The sequence below is a fragment of the Frankia sp. Hr75.2 genome, from assembly GCF_949319125.1.
Lineage (GTDB): Bacteria > Actinomycetota > Actinomycetes > Frankiales > Frankiaceae > Parafrankia > Parafrankia soli.
The window spans coordinates 58,915-82,602 of the sequence record NZ_CASGGV010000310.1 but is presented as its reverse complement, the minus strand read 5'-3'; the positions used below and the strand labels follow the sequence as shown (position 1 = coordinate 82,602).

Below are 23,688 nucleotides of genomic sequence, written 5' to 3'. Positions count from 1 at the left end.
TGGTGAGCACTCCCGAGCTCAGTCGGCCAGGCTCAGCCGGCCGGACGCAGTTCCAGCGTGCAGCATTTCGCGCCGCCGCCACCCCGCCGGATCTCATCCGTGGCCACGCCGACCGGGATGAATCCATGGTCACGCAGAGCGCTCGCGAACCCGACAGCATCGGCCGAGATCACCACGTGCAGCCCATCACTGACCGCGTTCAGCGCGAACGCGACCGCCTCCCGCTCGGACACCGTGAGAGCCCCCGGAAACGTCTCCTGGAGCAGGGCGTTGCTACGCGCGCTGAATGCCGCCGGGTAGTACGCGACAAGGTCCTCGGTGAGGACACAGAGCGCGGTGTCGAGATGGTAGAAACGTGGATCGACCAGCTCCAGGGTCAGCACCCTGCGGCCGAGAACACCCGCCACCTCGGCGTGCGCACGTGGCTCGGTACGGAAACCCGTCCCGGCCAGGACAACGCCGCCGACCGGCAGGAAATCTCCTTCGCCCTCGTTGACGTACGACGGGGCGTGCACCCGCCGCATTCCAGCCCCGCGGAACCAGTCGAGGTAGTGGTCAGCCTCGGCCCGCCGCTGCGGGTACCGGAAACGCGCCCCGACCGCGACGCCGTCGACGACCAGGCCGCCGTTGGCCGCGTAGACCATGTCCGGTAGCCCGGGAACCGGCTCGACCAACTCGACCTGGTGGCCCAGCCCCAGATACACGGCCCGCAGCGCCTCCCACTGGGCGTGTACCCGGGCGAGGTCCGTCGGTACCTCGGGGCGCATCCACGGGTTGATGGCATAGGTGACGTCGAAGTACTCCGGTGGACACATGAGGTACCTGCGGGCAGAGGCTCGACGCGAGACAGTCGAATCCCTCGGGGCAGCGTCCACGCACCCCAGGATGCCAGCCCGCCGCCGCAGGCCCCGCGGACGAGACAACCGCGGAATCACGGGAACATCGGACGGACACGGATCGTCGGTCTGGCAGGACTTCGTCCGTGCCATGCGCAGGCCCTCCAGGGCCGGACGCGGCGTCCTCACCCGAGTCCATTGTCAACGAACGTCGTCTAGCGAACGGGGGCTACCGATGCCGTACTTCGACCTCGGGGTCGAGACCAGGCTGTTCTTCACCGACGATCCGGCCCGGGACGGGACCGCGATCCTCGGTGAGAGCCCAGGCCCGGTGAGCCTGAACGGGACGAGAGCGCCCAGCGCACCCCCGCCCCTGGTGCTCGTCCACGGCTGGTGTTGCGACTCGCACGACTGGAACTTCCAGATCCCAGCATTCCTCCGGCGCCACCGCGTGATCGCCGTCGATCTGCGTGGCCACGGTCGGTCCACCGGTTCGAAGGGGCTGCGGCCGCGGATCCTGGCCGCCGACATCGCGGCCCTGCTTCGCGAGTTGGGGGTGACCGCGAGCAACGGCGGGGTGGTCGCCGTCGGACACTCGCTGGGCGCGATGGTCGCCAGTGCGCTGGCCGTGGAACATCCCGATCTCGTCCGCGCCGTCGTCGCGGTGGAGCCCGCCTACGGCCTGCCCGAAGCTGACGTTGAGAGATCCGCACGGTCGCTGGCGAACCTCGGCGAGCCGGGCGGGGTCAAGCGCCTGCTGAGGTATCTCGCGGCGCTGGCTGGCCCCGACGCCCCCGAGCACCTGACGACCTGGCACCGACGACGCGCGCTGGGCGTACCTGTCGACGTGGCCCAGGCGGCCTTCGCCGGCATGTGGCTGGATGTCGACCAGTTCGGCCGCCGGGAGCAGAGCGACGACTACCTGGCCAAGCGGACCTGCCCCGTGCTGTCCGTGTACGGGGAACGGCGCGCCGACCAGGCCGAATGGGAACGCGACTTGTCCGCGGGCCCGTCCGACGAGGTTCACGTGCTGCCGGGCGGCCACTGGCTGCATCAGGAGCACCCCGAGGTGTTCAACTCACTGGTCCTCGGGTGGCTGACCCGCCTGTCCTCGACGGCGGGCACCCACTGAGCGGCCACCGACGGCTCGAAACAGTCGGGTCCGATGCCCCTCGACTCCGGATTCCTCGTCCCAACCCTGGGCACAGTGTTAGCTTCCTGTGACGTGCAGCCTGTAACGGCCGACGCGACGTCGGCAAGCGATCCGGCTTTAACTCGGCAGCCATGCCCCTACCCCGCCCGAGCGTGGTGGGGTGACACCCTGGTCGCGGAGTCGACAGCCGCCGTCCGGGTACAGGAACCGGGGCAGGTCCCCGTCCTTTACTTTCCACGCTCCGACATCCGGTTCGACTCCTTCGGAGACGAGGGCCGGACGGTGTCGTGCCCGGTGAAGGGCACGGCACGCTTGTGGTCCCTCGAGGGGAAGGTCGACGCCGACGCCGTCGACTGGCACGACCCCGCCAGCACGACGACGGTCGACGGCCGGGACGCGCTGTGGGCCTTCACCCAGCCGGCTTCCGGCCTGGAGTGGCTGACCGACTTCGCCGCCTTCGACCACGACCGGGTCCGGGTGGAGATCGTCGACGAGCTCCCCGGCGAGCAGCCCCGCGACAGCACGATCAAACGCTTCCCCACCTGGGGCGACGCCTCAGATCTCATCGACATCATGAATGTCCGCCAGGCCGGCGACCGCAGATACGTCAGCGTGGCCCTTGCTGATCCCCGGCGGCCTGTCGTCGAAGGCAGCCAGATGCTCGGGCAGGCCGTGGTGGCCGGCGGCCGCCACGCGCCCGGGCGGCGGGTTGTCTCGGCGCACATGGTGTTCTACCGGGCAGCGGACACGCGCGAACCTCTCGAGTTCGAGGTGGACGAGCTCAGCTCCGGCCGGAGCTTCACAACGCTGGCAGTACACGTCTCCCAGCGCGGAAAGCGGCGCGCCAGCGGCACCCTGCTGCTCGATGTCACCGCACCGGACGTCGTCCGCCACTCCGCGGCCCCGCCGCCATCCGCAGGCCCCTACGACAGCAAGCCCTACGACATGTCCGTGACCGGACGCGACATCCGCATGGTCGACGCGGCGTACACCGACGACCCGGCCGCGCCCGTGGGTCCTCCGGTCATCGACACATGGGTCCGGTTCCGCACGGTGCCGGACGACCCGTGCCTACAGGCCGGGCTGCTCGCCCAGTTCACCGGGCACATCTCCATCGCCGCCGCCCTGCGCCCGCATGAGGGGGTCGGCCAGAACCAGGCCCATCGCACGCTGTCGATGGGGATCAACGCGATTGGCATCTCCTTTCACTCCAATGTCCGGGCCGACCACTGGATGCGCTATCACCATCTGTCGACCTTCGCCGGCGACGGAATGACCCATTCCGAATGCCGGGTCTACGACGAGGCCGATGCACTGATCTCGTCGTTCACCGTCGACGCCATGATGCGGGGCTTCAGGAATGACGGGCGCGCGGTCGACGACAGGACCGCGCTATGAGTCTCACGACTGGACGAGGCCCCCTGTCCACGCGGCCAGCCGGCCGCTTCAGCGCGTCTCTCCCGACACCGCTTGTCTACGTCGAGCCCTTCCAACGTCGGGTACGCGGCCGTTCCGACGGTCGGACCGTGATCGACAGCGAGCGAGTGCTGCTGGTTCATGCACCGGGACAACCTCCGACCTATGCGTTCCCCTCCGAGGATGTCCAGGTGACTGTGGCATCCGAACCCGAGCCCGCCGTCGCAGGACACGTACGGGTTCCATGGGACGCTGTCGACGAATGGTGGGAAGAAGAGGAACGGATGCTCGGGCATCCGCGCAACCCCTACCACCGGGTCGACTGCCTTCGCTCGACTCGGCGCCTGCGCGTCGAGGTCGGCGACGCGGTCCTCGTCGACACCTCGGACACCGTTGCCCTGTACGAGTCCGCGCTCGCACCACGGCTGTACGTTCGCCGCCAGCAGGTCGACATGGGACTTCTCCGCCCGAGCACGACGACGACCTACTGCCCCTACAAGGGAGCCGCGTCCTACTGGTCGGCGATCGTCGGGGACGTCGTCGTGGAGGACGTCGCCTGGTCGTACGAGGATCCGCTCCCCGAAAGTATCCCGATCTCCGGCCTGCTGAGCTTCGACGGATCGCGTGTGACGGTGAGGCACGATCTGCCCGCCCCGACCCGCGCCCTCGAGGACCTCGAGGACCTCGAGCCGCAGCCGGACGGACCGACCTGCAGTAACGGCGGACGGTGCTGACCGGGTAAGTCGCCGTTCCCAGCAGCTGGGGTGCATCGCGGCTGGGCCGCCATCGGCCGACCCAGCCGCGATCACCGCGCGGCCACCCAGGGCATGATCTCCTGGATGGCCGAAGTGCGGGTGTGATCGCAGGCGACGGCGGTGTGACTCGGCCCGAAAAGTCGCACCGACCACTCCGCCCTCAACTCTGGCCGGCCCACGAACCCGACGTGGCGCAGAGAATCCCGCGACACCGGAACCCACCCAACCATCCAGGCACTGTTTATTTGATAACCCTCGAATTCATTTATAGATTCGACGACATTTAGCCCTGCCGTCAATGTGACGGTGACACCCGCCGACAATCACCGTCCGCGACGACGCTACGCGGACCACCCAATCCGGTCAACCGCCTTGCCGGGCCGACCGACAACCTTCGCGCACCGCGTCCGGGCCGGTCCCTCCGCCGGGAAAAATACCTGGTCGGGGCACCAATAGCGGGGTGCGATGAGACGGGCGAGAACCATCTCGCCGGCGCGCTCACACAGCCCGGGGACCTCCCCGCGAGCACAGGAGACACATTTGTGGTCTCGTCAACGAGCACGCTTGCCTGACCGCACCAACCTCACCTAGAATCGAACGCACGTTCGAAACGGTCTCGCGTTGGCAGGCGGTCATCCCCATGCACACACCCAGCCACACCCCGCCCCAGACGTCGGAGACGAATACAGAGCAGCCAAAGCGGCACCCGAAACTCCTCCTCAACGTGCTCGCAGCCGCACACGCCGAACTGACCGGAGACACCAGACCGACCTTCACAACGGCGCAGGAAATCGCCATCACACAAACCGAGGAGGCCAACCAGATCTCCGGCAGCGGGTCGGCTGCCGAACAATTCCGCCATCACCTCGACAACTACCAGAGCAAGGCCATGCTCCTGGGCTGGATCCAGGCAGAAATGATCGAGGACCTCGCCGCACTCGCCCGGATCTGCTCACCTGACAACACCACAACCACCGCAGCGCCCAGCGAGCTCGCACCCGAGGACGTCGCCATCGAGATCAGCGTCTCCCCCATCACCGCCGCCCGCGACATGTCCCACGCCCGCACCATCACCAACCGCCTCCCCCACGCACTCCACGAACTGAGAAAAGGCCGCATCGACCTCCCACGACTCCACACCCTCGCACGCGCCACACGACCCCTGGACGACGACCTCGTGGCAGCCGTCGAAAAACACGTACTCCACGGCGGCCCCCGCCGCACCAGAGAAGCCTTCACCGACGCCACCCGACGCGCCGTACACACCCTCGACCCCGACGGTTCCACCGCACGCACCCAAGCACGAAAAGCCGAACGCCGGGTTCGGATCCTCACCAGCGAAGACAACGCCAGCAGGCTGACCGCCTTCCTCCCCGCCGACGAAGCCCATGCCTGCTACCAGCGCATTGACCAACTCGCCCGCCGAATCTCCACCCAGAACACCACAGCCGACAACAGAACCACCGACCAGATCCGCGCCGACGTAAAGGAAAATGGAAAATCCACCAACCAGAACCCGGTATCTTCCACTGGACCACCGCCCTCGGCCACACCGTCACCATCAACCCAGACCCCTACCACCACCCCAACCCATCACCCAACACCAACCGACCCGACGACAGGGACAACCCACCCTCCCGAGGCGAACCACGAGGAGGGATTCGGTCTCGTACAGGACGGGCTTCGACAGGACACTCGGATTCGGACGACGGCGCCGTCAGGTATCCGAGGTCGACGGGAGATCCGGGTAGTTCGGGACGCGCTTCTCCATCCGGGCCTGAATCGACTCGGTAACGTCTACTGGCTGGAGTGCCCCCGCCTGCCAGGTTGCCGTGTGTGCCAGGGCGTCGGCGACGGGGTGATCGCGCGAGTAGAGCAGCATCTCCTTGCTCCCCCAGACCGCCATTGGGCTGTTGGCGGCAATTTCCTCCGCAACCTCGCGTACACCGCGCAGCATCGCTTCCTGATCCGGGTAGACCTCGTTCACCAGGCCGACGGCGAGCGCACGGTCGGCGGGAAGTCGACGACCGGTGTAGACGAGCTCACGCGCAACTCCGTCCGGAATTATCTTGGGGAGTCGCTGCAGTGTGCCGAGATCGGCGGTAATTCCGATCTTTGTCTCCTGAACAACGAAAAACGCGTCCGCGGTGGCATAACGCATGTCGCAGGCCGTCACAAGGTCGAGGCCGCCCCCGACACAACCGCCCTGCACCGCCGCGAGAACGGGGAAGCGCACCCGTTCCAGCGCAGTGAGAGCGCCCTGCATGCGAAGAATAAGCGAGCGGCGGGTCATGTTGACACGAGCCGGCTCTCCGTCCGGAAAAAGCTCCGTGCCGCCGAAGACATTCAGGTCCAGGCCCGCGGTGAAGTGTCGACCGGTCGACGAGATCACGAGCACCCGGACGCCTCCGTCCTGGTCAATCTTCGAAACGGCCAGGGGGAGATCTCGCCAGAAATCCGGTTGAAGCGTGTTGAGTTCTTCCGGCCTGGAGAGAACGAGCCATGCGACCTTGTCGACCACGTCTATCTCGAAACTGCGGCTACCCACGAAAGACTCCCGAAGAAACTGTGTCCCGTCCGAATCCGTCCACCTTCTCCCATCGACACACTCGCCGCAAGATCACGCCTACGGTGCCGAGCGCCCTGGCAGCATGGCCGCCAGGGCGGGGACATCGCCGAGCGATCGCAGTGTGTCGTTCAGGTGCGTGCAGGTAGACGTACCGCGGAAGGTTGTGCCCACGACCTGCCGGACGTCTGCGGCTGCGGCGCCAGCCAGCCGGGTGGCGCTCGCGGCCGCGCTCGGGCACTCGACCCACGGCAGCGCGCGCGGAGTCGACTCGATCTCGGTGAACGTCATTGTCTCCGGGTCGAGCAGCGCGTTCACCGTGTACTCGTGGATGACGGCCTCAGGTCCGCTGTCGGACTGGTAGCTGTCCCGGAAAAGCACGTCCACCTGCAGTGCGTCGACGCCGGCGGGCAGCAGGTCAAGGCGGCGGGCCCGCCGCATGCCGTGCGGAGGCAGTCCGGTCAGCGCATGCCATGCCATCGGATCATCGGGCACCAGCAGGGACGGCGCCCGTGGGCCGGTGACCATGGGTGGGCCGTTCCCGTCCTCGATCGAGTTGATGATCGTCGCGCCGCGCGCCCAGCCTGCGCATTGGTCGGCCTGCGCCAGCATGATCCGTCCATCGCCGTGAACGAGGCCCATGCGAGCTGTCGCGTAGCCGGAGACGAGCGAGGTCACCGGGGCATCGTCGAACAACGCGGCAAGCAGCGGATGGGTGGCCCGGAGCTCCGGCACGATCTCGGCCAGGTGACGACGGAAGCCGGATGTGGAGCTCACGCCGATGAGGCCGGCCAGTTCGGGGACCTCTGGAGCAGTCTCGACGCGCAGGATTTCGCGACGGCTCTGGAAGGCGATCTCGAAGCGGAACATCGCCTCGGCGATCACGGAGGCGGCGCCCTCGGGGCCGGTGGCCAGGTCCCGACCGCGGCCGATCAGGATCAGGTTTCCGGTCGGGCCGTCCGGGCGCAGCGAGTCGAGTGTGATCGTTCGCCGCACCGAACCGGGACGGCGCGGGGGGCTGCCTGCGGTCGGCTCGTGTATGCCGCGCCGCGGGTGCAGTGGCGGCTCCGCAGGCGGTGGGGGCACAAGCTCCCAGTTCGAGGCCATCCTCATCCCCCTTTGTCACTCGGGGCTCGCCTAGGAGGACACCTGGCGACGGCTACCCATTCCCGATGGGGCGTGCCGGGCGGGTCAGCGGGCCGCGTCGAGCACCGCGGGCCAGTGCGCCGGGTCGGAGCCGCCCGAGTCGTAGAGCGTTGTCCGGGCGTAGACGTCGCCGATCTTCTCACCGAGTGCGCGGCCGACCTCCTCGGGGGTGCCTACGACGGAGAACTCGGCCATCATCTCGTCGGTCACCAGGTCGGCCATGTCATCCCAGCGGCCCTGCTTGGAGATGGCCGTCAGCTCGGGCTGCACCTCGCCCCAGCCGTGCATGTCGAAGACGGCGCGGTAGGCGGGGGTGGAGCCGTAGAAGGCGATCTGCTTCTTGGTGGCGGCCACCGCGCGGTCCATCTCCTGTGCGGTCCGGCCGATGGTGACGAAGGAAGGCCCGCAGATCGTGAAGTCCTCCAGGTCGGTCTTGCCGGCCTTGGCCCGGCCGCGCAGCAGTGCGGGAATCGTCACCTCCTCGACGTAGCGCATGGTGCTGAAGGGATGGACGAGGAACCCGTCCGCGACCTCGCCGGCGACCTCGGTCATGCCGGGTCCCACCCCGGCGAGGTAGATCGGGGGCGGGCCGAAGGAGTGCGGCTTGGGGGTGAAGAACGGGGTCATGAGCGTGTGGGTGTAGAAATCACCGCGGAAGTCCAGCTTTGTGCCGTTCTGCCAGCAGTCCCAGATTGCCCGGATCGCCAGGATGAGCTCACGCATGCGGGCGGCGGGGTGCGACCACGGCATCGAGAAGCGCTTCTCGATGTGCGGCTTGATCTGCGATCCGAGGCCGAGGACAAACCGGCCCTCGCTGTACTGCGCCAGGTCGTATCCCAGATTCGCCAGTGTCATCGGCGTGCGGCCAAACGCGATCGCGATCGATGTCCCGACCGTCAGGGAACTGGTCGCGGTCGCGGCCTGAAGACACTGCATGAACGGGTCGTGCCGGGTCTCCCCGACCCAGGTGCCGGCGTACCCCTCCTTCTCGACGCGGGCGGCAGTGGTCGAGGTCGAGGCGATGTCGTCAGACAGAGTGAAATCGATCTTCATCGCGTCTCCTCGTTGCAGTCCCGGGCACGCCGCCGGTCATCAGGTTGGTGCCAGCGGACCGACGCAGGCAACCGATCCTGCCACCACGTCCGTCATGTGCACCGATCGGACCGATCTCGTCACGCACGGTATGACATGCCCGTACCCAGGGCACGTGAGAGACCGGAGGACACGTGAGGAGCACGCGCGAAGGAGGACAGGCGGCACAACCACCACTCCACTGGAGGGATGACTTCATGAGTGCATCTACTGGCGCCGGCGGTCCGCGGCGTGAACGACGCGGCGGGCGCGCCGATCCGGAGCTGCCCGACGACTTCTCCACCCGATCCACCCGATCAGGTGGAGATTCCGCATCGGGTAGGGGGAGCGCAGAGCATCCGAACGCGGGTACGGACGACCAGACGATCTTCGCCGATCGCTCCCGGACGCCCGACCGCACCTACCAGAACCAGCCTGACCACCTGCGTGGTGAGCACGCGCACGGCGGCCGGACGGGCGCTGGCGGCAGCGGCGCCCTCGGTGGCCCGGGACTGGCGGCCAAGGCTGGTCCCGCGCTGCTGATGCTCGGGATCGGATGGATCCTGTTCGCGCTGGCCATACCGATGTTCGGCCTCACCACCGGGAAGTCGATCGCCATCCTGCTCGGGATCATGCTGCTGGTCGCAGCGGTCAGTGAGCTCGCCGCCGCGATGACGGCCGCGGCGGACTGGCGCCCCACGCATGCGTTGCTGGCGCTGCTGTTCGTCATCGGCGGCATCGTCGCGCTCGCATGGCCGGCGCCCACGCTCACCGTGGTGGCCCGCATGGTGGCGTGGTATCTGCTGGTCGCGGGCATCCACGCCATCGCGACGGCGTTCGCGCATCGGCGCGTCGACCGCGGTGGCCCGACCTTCGGCACGGCTGCCGGGAACCTGCGTGGTGGGGCTCCGTGGTGGGCGCCGCTGGCGATCGGTGCCTTCTCGATCGGCATCGCCTTCTGGGCGGCGGCGCACCACTACCCGACCTACTCGTTCGTCGTCCTGTGGGTCGCGCTGGCCGCGCTCGTCACCGGTCTGACGAAGGTGGCCGCGGCGTTCCGGTCCAGTGGTCGGGCCGACGAGCAGGGGGTGGACACGCTGGCCGAGAGCGGCTTCAGCGGACGCGCCACCGCCGAGTCCGCGCGGTCGCAGGCACGCGGTGACACCCGGGTTCGCGGTGGAAGGTAACCGAGTGGAACGTAATTGATCAGAAGCAGAAAGTGGCGGTCGGGGTTTCCCGGCCGCCACGAACAAGGCATGTCACAAGCGGGCGCATCGCCTGCCCGCGGTCGCCTACGCTCACGGACGACGACAAACGATGACGGAGGCGGGCACGGTGACGGAGGCGGGCACGGTGACGGCGGAGACCGATGAGAAGGAGATCCTGACCGAGATCCGCGACGGCGTCTGCGTCATCACGTTCAACCGGCCGCAGGCACGCAACGCGGTGACCAGCACGATGGCGCTCGCCTATGCGGCCGCCCTGCGTGCGGCGGATGACGACCCGCAGGTCCGGGCAATCGTGGTCACTGGTGCCGGCGCGGGCTTCTGCGCCGGAGCCGATCTCGCGGTGCTGCGCGACGGCGCCGAAGCGATCAAGAAGTTCGTACCGGCTCGCGAGGACCTGCCGGCCCTCACGATGCGCCTGCGCAAGCCGGTGATCGCCGCGGTGAACGGCGCCGCGGTGGGCATCGGTTTCGCCTACATGATGGGCAGCGACATCCGGATCGCCGCCGAGTCAGCCAAGATCGCGACCGCGTTCTCCCGGCTCGGTCTCGCGGCGGAGTACGGCGTCTCCTGGCTGCTGCCACGGGCCATCGGCCTCCAGCCGGCGCTGGACCTGCTTCTCACCGGGCGGACCATCGGCGCCCAGGAGGCTGCGAAGCTCGGGCTCGTCCAGCAGGTCGTCCCCGACGGGACCGTTCTGGAGGCCGCGGTCGCCTACGCGAAGGACCTGGTCGAGAACTGCTCGCCGTTCTCGCTGGCAATGATCAAGGAACAGGTCTACCTGGACCTCGATCGTTCTCAGGACGACGCGCTGACCGACACGCTCCGCCGGATGGACATCGCCTTCGAGGGCCCAGGGCTCGCGGAGGCGCTGACCGCGCGCACGGAGAAGCGGCCCGCCGTCTTCGACGCGCTCCCTACCCGGGAGGCGTGACAGCGTCACGGAAGGCCCGGCGGTAGGCCTGGGGGCTGGTGCCGACCAGCCGGCGGAACCCGTCCCGGAAGGCGGTGGGCGATCCGAAGCCGACCTGCGCGGCGATCCGCTCCACCGAGTGCCCGGTGGTCTCAAGCAGGTACTGCGCCTGCCGCAGGCGCACCCGGTGCAGCCACTGGGACGGGGTCGTGCCCGTCTGTTCGCGGAAGCGGCGGTTGAGCGTGCGTGGGCTCGTCATCGCCTGGGCGGCGAGGTCGTCCACCGTCAACGGGCGGTGGCAGTTCGCCTCCATCCACCGCAGCAGTGGTTCGAGGACGGAGCCGTCCGGCGGCGGGCGGTCGCGGACGATGAACTGGGCCTGGCCTCCTTCCCTGGCCAGCGGGACGACCGACAGCCGGGCGACGTCCGCGGCCACGGCGACCCCATGGTCGGAGCGGATCATGTGCAGGCACAGGTCGAGGCCGGCCGCGGCGCCGGCCGAGGTCAGGATCTGCCCGTTGTCGACGAACAGCACGTTCGGGTCCACTTGCACGGCGGGATGACGGCGGGCGAGCTCCTCGGCGGCGATCCAGTGCGTGGTCGCGCGCAGGCCGTCCAGCAGGCCGGTCTGCGCGAGCAGGAACGCGCCGACGCAGACGGAGGCGATACGGGTGCCGCGCGCGGCGGCGGCCCGCAGCGCGGTGACGGACTCCGGGGGCAGGGGTCCGGCCTGCTCGCCGACGCCGGGGACGACGATCGTGTCGGCCTCGGCGAGCGCGTCCAGCCCCCAGGGGGCCCGCAGGGAGAACGCCCCGCCGTCGGCCTCGACGGTGCCGCTGATGCTCCTACCAGCGCAGATCTTCACCCGATAGGCCGCCCGGCCGTCGGGGAGCCGGGCACGGCCGAAGGTGTCGACGGGCACCGCGAGATCGAAGGGGACCACGCCCTCGAGGGCGAGAACCGCCACGGTGTGCATGGCAGGACGATAACCAGGCAACTGTTTCCCGCCAACGGGCGATCCCGCCGGTCCCACCCCTGACCTGAGCCCAGCTCACGGGGGTATTACGCCATGAACAGGAACTGTTCACCGCCGACAGCTGTGGGTGTCAAGGGCCGAAGGGGAGGAGTCCCCGTGGCGGGAATCCGTCGGTAGATGGCACTCCTGCCACTCACGAAAGCGGCGGTTCGGCGCCTACCGTGGCGGTTGCCGCATCCTCCGGCTGCCTCCGCACTCCCAGGACGGACCCGTGACCACATTCCTGTTGAGCGTCCACGTTCTCGTAGCGATCATCGCCATCGGCCCGGTGACGGTCGCGGCGAGCATGTACGCGCCGGCGGTGCGGGCGGCGCTGCGTGACCCGGGCGACGTCAGGACGGCGGGAGTGGTCGGCACGCTGCACCGCATCTGCAACGTCTACGCGGCGATCGGCATCACCGTGCCGATCTTCGGTTTCGCCACCGCCGCGAGCATGGACGTCCTCGGCGACCCGTGGCTCGTCACCTCGATCATCCTGACGGGGCTGGCCGCGGTGCTGCTGGCGGCGGTGGTCCTCCCGTGGCAGCGGCAGCTTCTGGAGGAGATCGCCCCAGGCGGGGCCACCGGGCCGGCCGGCGCCGGGCACGCGAACCCGGCGGCCGTCGCCGCACGGACGAAGCGGCTCGCGATGACCACCGGCATGTTCAGCCTGCTGTGGGCCGTGGTCACGGTGCTGATGATCGCCCGTCCGGGGTCGACCACAGGCGTCTGACCCGGCCCGGGCCGGCGGTTCAGCGGGGCCGGGGCGGCGGCGCGGTGTCGAGGCGGTCGAGGATCTGGCCGCAGATGGCCGCGAGCTGGTCGAGCTGGTCGCGCGCGAGCGCCTCGACGACCAGGTCGCGAACGGTCTCCACATGGCCGGGAGCGGAGTCGGCCAGCTTCGCGAAACCGGTGTCGGTCAGCGTGGCGTTCGTGACTCGTCCGTCGGCCGCGCACGGGGCGCGGCGCACCCAGCCCTTGTCCTCGAGACGCTTGACCGCGTGCGAGAGCCTGGACAGCGAGCCGCAGGTGAACTGGGCGAGCCGAGCCATCGCGAGCGTCCGGTTCGGTGCCTCCGAGAGCCCGACCAGCACCGAGTACTCGAAGTGGCTCAGTCCGGCGTCCCGGCGGAGCTGGGTGTCGAGGGCGGCGGGCAGCCGGGTCATCACACCGATCAGACCGCGCCAGGCCGCCCGTTCGTCGGCGTCGAGCCAGCGGGGCTCGGCGGCGGTCTCCCCCGCTCGGCCGCTCCCGTGGTCGTGCTCGCGACCGGCACCCTGGCCGGGGTCGTGGCCCGCTCCCCGGCCCCCCGCGCCATCCGACCCGTGACCTGCGTGCGCGTTCAAGCTGTCTGCCTGTGCCTTCCGACTTGATGTACCGACCGGTGGACGGCGGGCCGGGCCTGCGTGCCGGCCGGCGTCGCGGACGTCCGCCGCCCCCTTGTCTACGACTTCAGCGGGTTCGGACCGCCGCCGCTTCCGGATGACCTGCGACACTCCGGGGATCGGCCACCGCAGGCCCGGGCCGGAGCCGGACCCGCCGCGGCCCGAGGCGCCGCTCATCGTCCCGGCCGAGGGTTACATGATGGGACTGCCCAAACGATCGTTCCAGGTCGCCTGAGTCGCGCGGCGGCGGGACGGGGCCGGCCGCGCGGGACGGCCGGCGGCCCCGACCGGCAGTCCGCGACGGGCGGGAGGAGTCGTCCCGGATGGAACCCCTCCGCGCGGATGATCCCCGGACCACCGGCGGATACCGGCTGCTCGGCCTGCTCGGCGCCGGCGGGATGGGCCGGGTGTACCTGGCCCGCGGCCCGGGCGGGCGCACCGTCGCCGTCAAGGTGATCCGGCCGGAGTTCGCCGGCGATCCGACGTTCCGCGCCCGGTTCCGCCGCGAGGTCGAGGCCGCCCGCCGGGTCGGCGGCGCCTGGACCGCGCCGGTGATCGACGCCGACCCGGACGCCGAGCAGCCCTACCTGGTCACCGGGTACGTCCCGGGACCGTCCCTGCTGGAGGCGGTGCGCCGGCGCGGCCCGCTTCCGGTACCGACCGCGCGGGCGCTGGGTGCCGGCCTCGCCGAGGCGCTGAGCGCCGTGCACGCCGCCGGCCTGGTGCACCGCGATCTCAAGCCCTCGAACGTGCTGCTCGGCCTGGACGGGCCACGGGTCATCGACTTCGGGATCTCCCGCGCGTTCGACGCCACCGTGCTCACCCATTCCGGGTCCGCGATCGGCTCGCCGGCCTTCATGTCACCCGAGCAGATCGGCGGGCAGGAGGTGGGGCCGGCCAGCGACGTCTTCGCCCTCGGCTCGGTGCTCGCCTTCGCCGCGACGGGATCAGGCCCGTTCTCGGGCAGCGGGATGCCCGCGGTGATGTACGGCATCCTGGCGGGCGAGCCACGGCTCGACGCCGTCCCTGCCGAGCTGCGCGGCATCGTGGACGCCTGCCTGCGCAAGGCGGCGGGTGAGCGCCCGGGGCCGCTTGACGTGCTCGCGGAGCTCGTCCCGGGCGGCGGCGCCGCCGAACTGATCACCGCCGGATGGCTGCCGCAGGACCTGGTCACCGGGCTGAGCCGGCAGGCCGTCGCGCTCCTCGACCTGGACGTTCCCGCCACCACCACCGTGACGAACGACCACGCCACATCGGAAGATAACAACCGGGCACTGCCATGGCCGCCGGAGCCGGCCGCACCGCCAGCCGCAGCGGCCGCACCATCGGACGTATCGTGGGCCGCACCACCGGGCGCACCGGCCGCACCATCGGGCACCCCGGCCGGGCCCGACGCCCCGCCGGCCGGTGGGCTGCGCGCCCTCGTGACCGTGGCCGCCCTGGGTGTCGTGTGCCTCGCCGTGATCGTGACGGCCGTCCTGCTGGTCGCCCTGCGCGGCTCGGACGGCGGCTCGGACGGCGGCGGCGCGGACGCCGGCGCGAGCCCCAAGGCCACCGCCGGGATCGGCTCCCTGACCGACCTCCTCGACCAGCCGACCTCGAGGCCGACCGTCGGCGGGCCGCCGGCGAGCTCGGGTTCGGCGCCCTCGGGCGGGTCGGGTCCCACGGTGCCGGGGGCCCTGCCGGCCGGGTACGCCGGCACCTGGGAGGGACGCATCATCTCGCGGCTGGGGGTCGCGCAGGACGTCGTGATCACGCTGCGGCCCGGCGAGAGCGGTCAGACGGTCGGCCACTCCGAGGTCACCCTGGTCGGGCTGGGGGCGTTGGGAGGTGACGCGCCGATCCGGTGCGTCGGTGACCAGCAGCTCGTGGGCATCAGCACCGCGGCGGGTTCCGGGCCCGAGGTGGTCCTGCGTGACATCGGGGGCTCGGGCGACAACCCCACCCTGCTGGGTCTGCCGGTGTGCACGAGCGGCGGCACGACGAGGCTGCGCCTCGCGGCGGACGGCGCCCTCGACTACCAGTCCGAGGACGAGGCCGGCGGGCGCCCGGCGGGAAGCCTGCGCCACCGCCCCTGACCCGCTCAGCCGGGTGTGACCCCCTCGATGCGGGCGACGGCGAACTCGCGCCGCGCCTCGCGGAGGTGGCACCAGGAGTCGAGACGCCCGCCGAGCAGCTCCACCGGGGCGATCAGACGGCTGGTCCGCCGTTCGAACCGGTCCCGGTAGATGATCGTCACGATCTCGCCGTGGTCGAGCGCGGCGGCGAGGAGCTGGCGCTCGGCGAGGGTGAGCCGCGGGTTCAGCCGGCCGAGCTGGCGTACGACGCGCGGGTCGGCCCGGGCGGCGTCGCCGGCGCCGGCCCGGTTCGCGAGGATGCGCCGCGCCACATCCGCCGGAGCCGCCCACGTTCCGGACTCGCCCGCGCTCCCCGTGCTCCCCGCGCTGCCACGCTCCGAAGCCGCCCCCGCGGCGGCGGCGCGGCCCGAGGCCGGCGGGCCGCCCGGCCGCCCGCGGATGACGACGGTGCCGTGCTCGTCCTCGACCACCGGAGCCATGCCCGCGGCGCGCAGGCGTTCGGCCACGTCCTCGGCGTCCGCGCCGCACGCCGCGACGGTCGGTGCCAGTCGCCGCAGGTCCAGCGACCGCAGCGCCCGGGTCGCCAGGATCTCGTTGATCGTCGCCTCGTCCGCGACGACCGCGGCCCGCACCGCCCGCGCGCGGATGTGGCCGTGGCGGCGGGCGACGTCCGCCACGAGGTACTCGAGCCCTTGGGGCACCTCGTGCGCCGCGCCGGCGCGCAGCTCGTCGAGCAGCTCCTGCGCGCTCCAGCCGACGTCCAGCGCGCCGCGGATGCTCGCGGAGGTGAACCGCCACATCCCGGCGGCGCCGCGCGACTCCGACACGGCCGCGTCGGCGAGCAGGCGGGCGATCGCGTGGTTGGGCTGGCCGGCCACGGTCGCGGTCAGGTCGGACTGCAGGATCATGGTGGACGCGTCGCCCGGCAGGGCGGGGCCGCACCGGCGGGCCAGCTCGTCCACCAGCGGCCCGAGGGTTTCGGTGACGAACCCGGCCAGCGTGGGCGTCGGGAAACCGTACTGGTGGGCCCGCATCTGCCCGGTCGGGTCGAGCGGCGCCGCCGCGAGGACCTCGCAGACCGCGACACCGAGATCGGAGACGGTGTCCTCGGCGGCGACGCCGAGCAGCTCGGCCTCCCGGACGGCGGCCTGGCGCTTGTTCGCCAGCTGGGGCCGGTCGTAGCCGTGCAGCGGCAGGAACCACTCGAGGTGGCTGCCCGCGGCGGCCAGCGACCGGCCGGGGCTGGCCGTGGTGAGCAGCGTCCGGCGCACCCGGCCCGCGCCGGAGGCGAGCGGGAGCGGCGGCGGCTGGTCCCGGCCGCTGTCGATCTCACGGTGTGTCGGGGACTGGTCGAGGAGGAACCAGGCCAGGGCGAGCACCGCCCAGCGACGTCCGACGTCCGACCCGCGCCAGCCGGGGTACTCGCCGGTCGGCGCGTAGCCGCCCTCCTCGCGGGCCAGCAGCCCCGCGGCGTGGGCGACGTCGATCCAGAGCGGGAGCTCGTCCTCCGCGAGCGCGAGGGTCCGGGCCAGCCGGGCGCGTTCCCGGGTGCCGATGCCGCCCTTCTTCAGCGCGGCGAGGGGCGCCCGCTCCGCCTCGGCGAGCAGCGCCGCCACCGACCGCAGGGCGTGCCCGGCGGCGGCCTGGATCCCGGCGGCGAACGTCTCGTCCGCGCGGTCCGCGCCCGCCGGGCCGAGGCTCGGCGGCCCGGTCAGCCGGACCTCCGGGTCTGCCGCCCACAGGACGGTCACGACCTCCCGGGGCACCTCGATCTCACCGCCGACGAGCAGGAGCAGCCCGGACTCGACAAGTATCCCGGCCGTTTCCTCCCGGTTCGACCCGGCCGGGAGCCGCCCACGGGCCCCGCCATCGAAGCCGTTCGTACCGAAGGCACCTGTACCGAGGGCACCTGTACCGAGGGCGTCGTCGGGCTCGTCGCCGGTCATCAGACCCGTCGGGTCGCGGACCAGTTCGGCCAGCAGGTCGCGGGCCGGCCGGGGCAGCCGTTGCACCGCGGCGGCGACGCCGTCCGGGTCGGCCATCAGCTCCCCGACGACGCGGGCGGACCGCTCCCAGGTCGTGGACGAGGTGACCCGGGCCCCGGGAACGAGCCCGCGGGCGGCACGGCGCAGGTCGGTGACGGCGATGGCCGGGATGAGCTCCGCAGCCGGATGCCACACCGCGACCTCGTCGTCCCACAGCCGCCGGAACGGCTCGAAGGCGTGGACGACGCCGTCGCTCTCCCAGAGCAGCGCCCGCCGGGTGACCGGGCGCAGCGCCGCGCGGATCCCGTCCCTGGACCCGCCGAGCAGCATCACCAGCCGGTCCAGCGGGACGGGCGGGCCCAGCATCATGACCGCGTCGCACAGCAGGAGCCCGTCGCGGTCCAGGTCGTTGACGGCGGCGAGCATCGAGTCCGCGTCCCCGAGCCGGCGCACGAGCTCACCGACTCCGCGCGGCGGGTCCTCGAGGACGTCCGGGCGGGCCCGCAGGACGGCGGTGAGGGCTGCCTCGTCCAGACCCTGGACGAAGTCGAGGTAGCTGTCGGCCGACCTGCGCGGTTCCCGCAGGGCCGCCGCCCGCCGTCCAGCCATGTGACGCTCCCGTCGTCGGTTCAACCCATGCCGGGCACGGCGCGTCCGGACGCACCCCGCCGCGACCACCGCGTGTGTCGACAACCTGCTCGTCGGACACCCCCGCGGCATCCGCCGGCCGCCGCCAGGTCTGCACCATTGTGCAGTCCGATGCCGGACGGCGACCGATACGGGGCGAGCGACAGGCTCGCATCGGGCGCGGCGGGTCGTCGCACCACGGCGGGGGCGCCGCGGGCCGGTGGCGGGGACCGGGCGCCGGCGACCGAGGCGGCGCGGTCCGGCGCGGAATAGCGTCCACAGGGTGACCCATGAAACGTAGCGCGCAGGCCCCGTCCTTCAGGGCGGGGTTAGCGCGTCAGCTCCGCCGTCAGGGTGACAGTCGAATGATGTATTCTGCCGGTCGTGGGGAGTCGGGTTGTGAAGCGGGCCTACAGGTACCGTTTCTACCCGAACGCCGAGCAGGCCGAGCAGTTGGCGAAAACGTTCGGCTGTGCGCGCTACGTGTACAACCGGGCGTTGGCGGAGCGGCACCGGGCGTGGTTTTCCGACCAGCGCCGGGTCACGCATGCCGAGACGGACACGATGCTGACGGCGTGGAAACGCGACCCGGAAACAGCGTGGCTGGCCGAGCCGTCGAAGGGGCCGTTGCAGGCGACGCTGCGGCATCTGCAGACCGCCTATGTGAACTTCTGGGAGAAGCGGGCCGGTTACCCGTCCTTCAAGAAGAAGGGCAGGACCCTCGACTCGGCGACCTACTTCCGCAACTGCTTCGGTTTCCGCGACGGGCAGGTCAGGCTCGCGAAACAGGACCAGCCGCTGGACATCGCCTGGTCACGTCCGCTGCCCGAGGGTGCGGCGCCGTCCCAGGTGACGGTGTCGCGCAACGCCCGCGGCCAGTACCACATCTCGATCCTGGTCGAGGAGACCATCACCAGCCTGCCCCCGTCGCCGCAACAGGTGGGGGTCGATGCGGGCGTCACGTCCCTGGTCACCTTGTCGACGGGCGAGAAGGTGACCAACCCGCGGCACGAGCGGGCCGACCGTGCCCGGCTCGCCCGCGCGCAGCGGGAACTGTCCCGCAAACGGAAGGGTTCGGCGAACCGGGCCAGGGCCCGGCTCACCGTGGCACGTGTCCACGGGCGGATCGCCGACCGGCGCCGGGATCATCTGCACAAGCTGTCCACGAGGATCATCCGCGAGAACCAAACGGTGGTCATCGAGGACCTGGCGGTCCGCACCATGGTCCGCAACCATTCGCTGGCACGGGCGATCTCCGACGCTTCCTGGTCGGAGCTGCGGCGGATGTTGGAGTACAAGGCCGACTGGTATGGCCGCACGGTGATCGCGATCGACCGTTTCTACCCGAGCAGCAGGACCTGCTCGGCCTGTGGGTCGATCATCGAAAGGCTGCCGTTGCACGTACGGGAGTGGGAGTGCCGCTGCGGTGCGCACCACGACCGGGATGTCAACGCTGCGAAGAGCATTCTGGCCGCGGGGCTCGCGGTGTCTGCCTGTGGAGACGGAGTGAGACCACCTCGCTCCTAGAGCGAGGAGGCGTCCGTTGATGAAGCAGGAACCCGTATCGCAAGGTGCGGGAATCCCCAGCCGTCAGGCCGGGGAGGATGTCAAATCTCGCTACCCGGCGCACTGGGCGGCGGACGGCGTTCTCGCCGACGGCGCGCCCGTTCAGCTGCGCCCCGTGCTGGGCACCGACGCGCCGGGCCTGGCCGAGCTGCGGTCTGGCCTGTCCACGGCGGACGTCGCGCGCCTGCCCGCGCGGTGGGCGCAGCGCTCCCCGGAAGAGCTCGCCGGGCACCTGACCGCGGCCGGCGACCCGGCCGCCGCAGGTCACCCCACCATCACCGGTCACCCCACCACCGGTGACAGCGGGCGGCTCGCCGTCGCGGCCGTGCTGCGCGGACGTCTGGTCGGCACGGCGGACTACGAACGGATCGCCGGCTCCGACGACGCGGTGGTCGCCCTGGTCGTCGAGGCTGCGCACCGCGGCCGTGGGCTCGGACTGCTGCTGCTCGAGCACCTGATCGCCGCCGCCCGCGAGCGCGGGGTGAGCCACCTCGTCGCCGATCTGCGCGCGGGCGACGACCGGGCGCTGCGGGTCTTCCACGCCGCGGGCTTCGCCGGCGCCGAGACCCGCCCGCACACCCCCCGGCAGGACGGCGCCGGTCAGGACGGTGCTGGTGGCGTGCGGGTGGTGTTCCCGACGGCGCAGACTCCGCACACCCGGGGCATCTCCCGGGCGCTGGAACAGCGGGCGGAGGCGCGGAGCATCGCGCGGCTGCTCACACCGCGCGCGGTCGCGGTCGTCGGCGCGAGCCGGCAGCCCGGCAGCGCCGGCCACGAGGTCTTCCGCCGGCTGCTGGCCAGCGATTTCCATGGCCCGGTCTACCCGGTCAACCCGGCGGCGCGCCAGGTCGCCTCGGTCTACGCCTACCCGGACGTCCGCGAGATCCCGGACGCGGTCGACCTCGCCGTGATCGCCGTCCCGGCGCCGGCCGTGGCCGACGCGGTGCGGGCCTGCGCGGAGAAGGACGTCCGTGGCCTGATCGTCGTCTCGGCCGGGTTCGCGGAGGCCGGGCCCGACGGGCGGGCCCGGCTCGCCGAGGTCACCCGGCTGGCCCGGGAGTCCGGCATGCGGCTGATCGGCCCGAACGCGATGGGCCTGATCAACACGGACCCGGCCGTCCGCCTGCACGCCACCTTCGCGGCCGGCGACCCGCCGGTGGGACGGGTCGGCGCGTTCACCCAGTCGGGGGCGCTGGCCGGGACGTTCCTCACCGAGGCGTCGCGGCGCGCGATCGGCCTGTCCACGTTCGTCTCCACCGGTGACCGCTCGGACGTCTCGGCCAACGACGTGCTGCAGTACTGGCAGTCGGACCCGCGCACCGATGTGATCATGCTGCACCTGCAGGGGTTCGGCAACCCGCGCAAGTTCGCCCGGATCGCCCGGCGGGTGGGTCGACGCAAGCCGGTGATCGCGCTGAAGAGCGGGCGCAGCGCCGCCGACCCGGCCCTGGACGCCCTGTTCACCAGCGCCGGGGTCATCCGGGTGGACACGTTGAGCCAACTGTTCGACCTGGCCGCGCTGCTGGCGTCCCAGCCGCTGCCCGCCGGGCGACGCGTCGGCGTCGTGGGGACGTCCAGCGCGCTCGCCGCCCTGGCCACGGACGCCTGCCGGACGGCCGGCCTGGAGGTACCGCCCTTCTCCACCGCCACGGCGGAGGCGTTGAGCGACACGCTCGGCCGCCCGGAGCCGGCCAACCCGGTGGACCTGGGCGCGATGGCCGCACCCGAACGGTTCGAGCGCGCGCTGCGCGCGGTCGCCGCCAGCGCGGATGTCGACGCCGTGCTGGCGCTGATCACCCCACACCCGGCCGTCGAGGAGCTCGCGCGGGCCGTGCGGGCCGTGGCGGGCTCCGGCCGGGTGCCCGTGGTGGCCTCCTACCTCGGGTACGACGGGATGCCGTCCGCGCTGGCCGCCCCGGGCGACGGCACCGTGACGCCCGCACCCGGCTCCGTGCCGTCGTTCGCCTCCCCGGAGTCGGCCGCGCTCGCGCTCGCCCGGGCGGCGGGCCACGCGGCGTGGCGCAGCCGCGAGCAGGGCGCCGTCCCCACTCTCGACCGGCTCGACCTGGACCGCGCGCGCCGCGCGGCGGCCGCCGGCCCGACGGACGGGACGTGGCTGCCCCAGGAGCTGGTCGGCGACATCCTGGGCGGGGTGGGGCTGGCGGTCTGGCCCGGTGAGCCGGTGACGACCGCCGCCCAGGCCCTGGACACGGCCGAACGGCTCGGCTGGCCCGTCGCCCTGAAGATCGCCGACGAACGCTTCCGCGGGCGGCTGGACGTCGGAGCCGTCCGGCTGGGCGTCGAAGGGCCCGGCGCGCTCGCGGAGGCCTGGCGCACGATCCGCGCCGCGGTCGGGCCGGGCGACATGGTCGTCCAGCCGATGGCGCCGGCCGGGGTGTCGACCGTGATCCGGATGACCCAGGACCCGGCGATCGGGCCGCTGCTGTCGCTGCGCCTCGGCGGGGCCGTCGCGGACCTGTTGGTCGACCCGCTGGCCCGGGCGCTGCCGATCACCGACCGGGACGCCGCCGAGATGGTGCGGGGCATCCGCGGCGCGGTGCTGCTGGTCGGCGGCGCCGGCACCCCGGCGGCGGACACGGCCGCCCTGGAGGACGTGCTGCACCGGCTGGCCCGGCTCGCCGAGGAGGTGCCGGCGGTCGCCGAGGTGCTCCTGGATCCGGTGCTCGTCGGCCGGCCCGGCGTGGTCCTACTGCATGCCGGCGTCCGCCTGCTCCCGCCGGGAACCGATCCCGAGTCGCTGCCCCGGCGGATGACGGGCTCCGGCGTCGAGTACTTCCGCTAGTACCGCCATGGCATTTTGTACCCGGGTGCGGCGACGGTCGGCGACGGCCGCTTCAGTTTCGTCGACGGGCGCTCTTAGAACGAGCTGACCACCTGGACCAGCTTCGACAGGGAGGTCATGGAGCTCGCCGCGCACAGCATCGTCGCGCCACCGAACCTAGCGCGCCTCCGGTGCCCGGCTCGGAGCAAGCAGGCCGGCCCCGACCAGGAACGCCGGTAGCGTCGACATGAACGGAACGGTCAGGAGATAGGCCGTCCAGGCCGCTGGCGCGCTCACCCGTTCCAGGCCCGGCACGTCGAACGCGCCACCTGACACCGCGAGCCCCACGGCGAGGACCGTCACCCCGGCCAGAGCCGAGCCCCCGACGGCCGCGACCCGCGCGATCGACGCGTCCAGCCACCCGTGCCGGCCCAGACTGACGGCGAGCAGCACCACCGCCACCTGGGTGAGCACGACGTAGCCAAGCTGCAGCAGGTCGAGCCAGACCAGCAGCAGCACGACCGCGGACGGCTCGGCCGGCAGTCCCAGCAGGTAGGACCGGGCCTCCCAGGCGCTCGTCTCGACCCGGGCCTGAGCGGGTGCCGCCCCGGCCAGCACCACCCCCACCCGCGCGACCAGGTTGGCGAGGTAGCCGGCGCCACCGAGGAGGAGCACGGCGCAGGCCATCGCGGCCGGCGCGCGCCCGGGCCCATCCCACAGCCGGGCCGCCGCCAGCACGACACCCACCGCGATCAGGGCCGCGGCAAGCATGAGGACGGCGGTGTTCGCCAGCATCGCGCCGGGATGCTGTGCGGTCGGTATGCCGGTGAGGGCGGCCAGGGCGAAGACCGAGACACCGGCCGCGGGCAGCAGTACCGCCGGGGCGTCCGGTCCCCCGCCGTGGGCGCCGGCACGCGCGCGCAGCGCCCGTCCGACCAGCACCGCCGCGAGCACGAGATAGGCCGCGTCGAGCGGGACGAACAGCGGCGTGGCGAGCGCGCCGGCCCCGGCATGTGCCCCGGTCAACGCCAGCCCCAGCGGCCACAGCACCCACAGCACCCGTCCCGGGCCGGCCGGTCCACCAGGGTGGGGACGTGTCGTGCGGGTGTCCCCGGCGGCCAGGCTGTTCGCGGCATCCCCGGTCCACGGCGCGCGGGTGGTCCTCATG

General features: G+C 71.7%; 17 protein-coding genes and 1 pseudogene. 10 read left to right on the top strand and 8 right to left on the bottom strand.

The features are described 5' to 3' along the window. Positions 1-32: 32 nt before the first annotated feature. Positions 33-989, bottom strand: coding sequence for a dimethylargininase (gene ddaH, locus AC559T_RS26670; protein ID WP_498870510.1), 957 nt, complete (start codon positions 987-989; stop codon positions 33-35). Positions 990-1,071: 82 nt separating this feature from the next. Here ddaH and AC559T_RS26665 point away from each other — a divergent pair, with 82 nt between their 5' ends. From AC559T_RS26665 to AC559T_RS26650, 4 genes and pseudogenes are all read left to right on the top strand, one after another. After that, positions 1,072-1,968, top strand: coding sequence for an alpha/beta fold hydrolase (locus tag AC559T_RS26665; RefSeq protein ID WP_498870477.1), 897 nt, complete (start codon positions 1,072-1,074; stop codon positions 1,966-1,968). 93 nt (positions 1,969-2,061) lie between these two features. Further along, on the top strand, positions 2,062-3,387 hold the full coding sequence (locus tag AC559T_RS26660) for a DUF427 domain-containing protein (RefSeq protein WP_498870476.1): 1,326 nt from the start codon (positions 2,062-2,064) through the stop codon (positions 3,385-3,387). After that, the gene (locus AC559T_RS26655) at positions 3,384-4,139 is read left to right on the top strand and encodes a DUF427 domain-containing protein (protein WP_112105354.1); all 756 of its coding nucleotides are present in this window, start codon (positions 3,384-3,386) and stop codon (positions 4,137-4,139) included. The genes AC559T_RS26660 and AC559T_RS26655 overlap by 4 nt, the downstream gene beginning before the upstream one ends. Before the next feature lie 661 nt (positions 4,140-4,800). After that, positions 4,801-5,583 (top strand): annotated as a pseudogene (locus AC559T_RS26650) (DUF222 domain-containing protein); the annotation flags it as partial. Positions 5,584-5,877: 294 nt separating this feature from the next. Here AC559T_RS26650 and AC559T_RS26645 read toward each other — a convergent pair. The 3 genes from AC559T_RS26645 to AC559T_RS26635 all read right to left on the bottom strand — a co-directional run bounded on the left by AC559T_RS26645 (position 5,878) and on the right by AC559T_RS26635 (position 8,925). Continuing rightward, positions 5,878-6,708 (bottom strand): crotonase/enoyl-CoA hydratase family protein, encoded by an 831-nt coding sequence (locus tag AC559T_RS26645; RefSeq protein ID WP_498870475.1) that lies wholly within the window; start codon positions 6,706-6,708, stop codon positions 5,878-5,880. Between the two features lie 78 nt (positions 6,709-6,786). Next, on the bottom strand, positions 6,787-7,722 hold the full coding sequence (locus AC559T_RS26640; RefSeq protein WP_498870474.1) for a DUF2889 domain-containing protein: 936 nt from the start codon (positions 7,720-7,722) through the stop codon (positions 6,787-6,789). Between the two features lie 195 nt (positions 7,723-7,917). Then, positions 7,918-8,925 (bottom strand): LLM class F420-dependent oxidoreductase, encoded by a 1,008-nt coding sequence (locus AC559T_RS26635; protein ID WP_498870473.1) that lies wholly within the window; start codon positions 8,923-8,925, stop codon positions 7,918-7,920. A gap of 236 nt (positions 8,926-9,161) precedes the next feature. On the opposite strand from AC559T_RS26635, the gene AC559T_RS26630 reads away from it, so the two are divergent. Both AC559T_RS26630 and AC559T_RS26625 read left to right on the top strand, forming a co-directional pair. Next, on the top strand, positions 9,162-10,130 hold the full coding sequence (locus tag AC559T_RS26630) for an HdeD family acid-resistance protein (RefSeq protein ID WP_498870472.1): 969 nt from the start codon (positions 9,162-9,164) through the stop codon (positions 10,128-10,130). A 130-nt stretch (positions 10,131-10,260) separates the two neighbouring features. Beyond that, a complete protein-coding gene (locus AC559T_RS26625; protein ID WP_235013766.1) occupies positions 10,261-11,103 on the top strand; it encodes an enoyl-CoA hydratase-related protein in 843 nt (280 codons plus the stop codon). Here AC559T_RS26625 and AC559T_RS26620 read toward each other — a convergent pair. Then, a complete protein-coding gene (locus AC559T_RS26620; RefSeq protein ID WP_071065565.1) occupies positions 11,087-12,058 on the bottom strand; it encodes a GlxA family transcriptional regulator in 972 nt (323 codons plus the stop codon). The two genes, AC559T_RS26625 and AC559T_RS26620, sit on opposite strands and share 17 nt — an antisense overlap. Before the next feature lie 271 nt (positions 12,059-12,329). Here AC559T_RS26620 and AC559T_RS26615 point away from each other — a divergent pair, with 271 nt between their 5' ends. Further along, entirely contained in the window at positions 12,330-12,830 is a 501-nt protein-coding gene (locus AC559T_RS26615; RefSeq protein ID WP_498870471.1) for a hypothetical protein, read from the top strand. A 19-nt stretch (positions 12,831-12,849) separates the two neighbouring features. On the opposite strand, the gene AC559T_RS26610 is transcribed toward AC559T_RS26615, so the two are convergent. After that, complete coding sequence (locus tag AC559T_RS26610) at positions 12,850-13,443, bottom strand: MarR family winged helix-turn-helix transcriptional regulator (RefSeq protein ID WP_071065567.1); 594 nt, start codon at positions 13,441-13,443, stop codon at positions 12,850-12,852. A gap of 362 nt (positions 13,444-13,805) precedes the next feature. Between AC559T_RS26610 and AC559T_RS26605 the strand changes: the two genes are divergently transcribed. Further along, positions 13,806-15,560, top strand: coding sequence for a serine/threonine-protein kinase (locus AC559T_RS26605; RefSeq protein ID WP_498870470.1), 1,755 nt, complete (start codon positions 13,806-13,808; stop codon positions 15,558-15,560). Between the two features lie 5 nt (positions 15,561-15,565). On the opposite strand, the gene AC559T_RS26600 is transcribed toward AC559T_RS26605, so the two are convergent. Then, on the bottom strand, positions 15,566-18,154 hold the full coding sequence (locus tag AC559T_RS26600) for a helicase C-terminal domain-containing protein (protein ID WP_498870469.1): 2,589 nt from the start codon (positions 18,152-18,154) through the stop codon (positions 15,566-15,568). A gap of 417 nt (positions 18,155-18,571) precedes the next feature. On the opposite strand from AC559T_RS26600, the gene AC559T_RS26595 reads away from it, so the two are divergent. Beyond that, positions 18,572-19,699, top strand: coding sequence for an RNA-guided endonuclease InsQ/TnpB family protein (locus AC559T_RS26595; RefSeq protein ID WP_498870468.1), 1,128 nt, complete (start codon positions 18,572-18,574; stop codon positions 19,697-19,699). Between the two features lie 19 nt (positions 19,700-19,718). Next, the gene (locus tag AC559T_RS26590; RefSeq protein WP_498870467.1) at positions 19,719-22,541 is read left to right on the top strand and encodes an acetate--CoA ligase family protein; all 2,823 of its coding nucleotides are present in this window, start codon (positions 19,719-19,721) and stop codon (positions 22,539-22,541) included. A gap of 156 nt (positions 22,542-22,697) precedes the next feature. On the opposite strand, the gene AC559T_RS26585 is transcribed toward AC559T_RS26590, so the two are convergent. Further along, on the bottom strand, positions 22,698-23,687 hold the full coding sequence (locus AC559T_RS26585) for a hypothetical protein (protein ID WP_498870466.1): 990 nt from the start codon (positions 23,685-23,687) through the stop codon (positions 22,698-22,700). Position 23,688 lies beyond the last annotated feature (1 nt).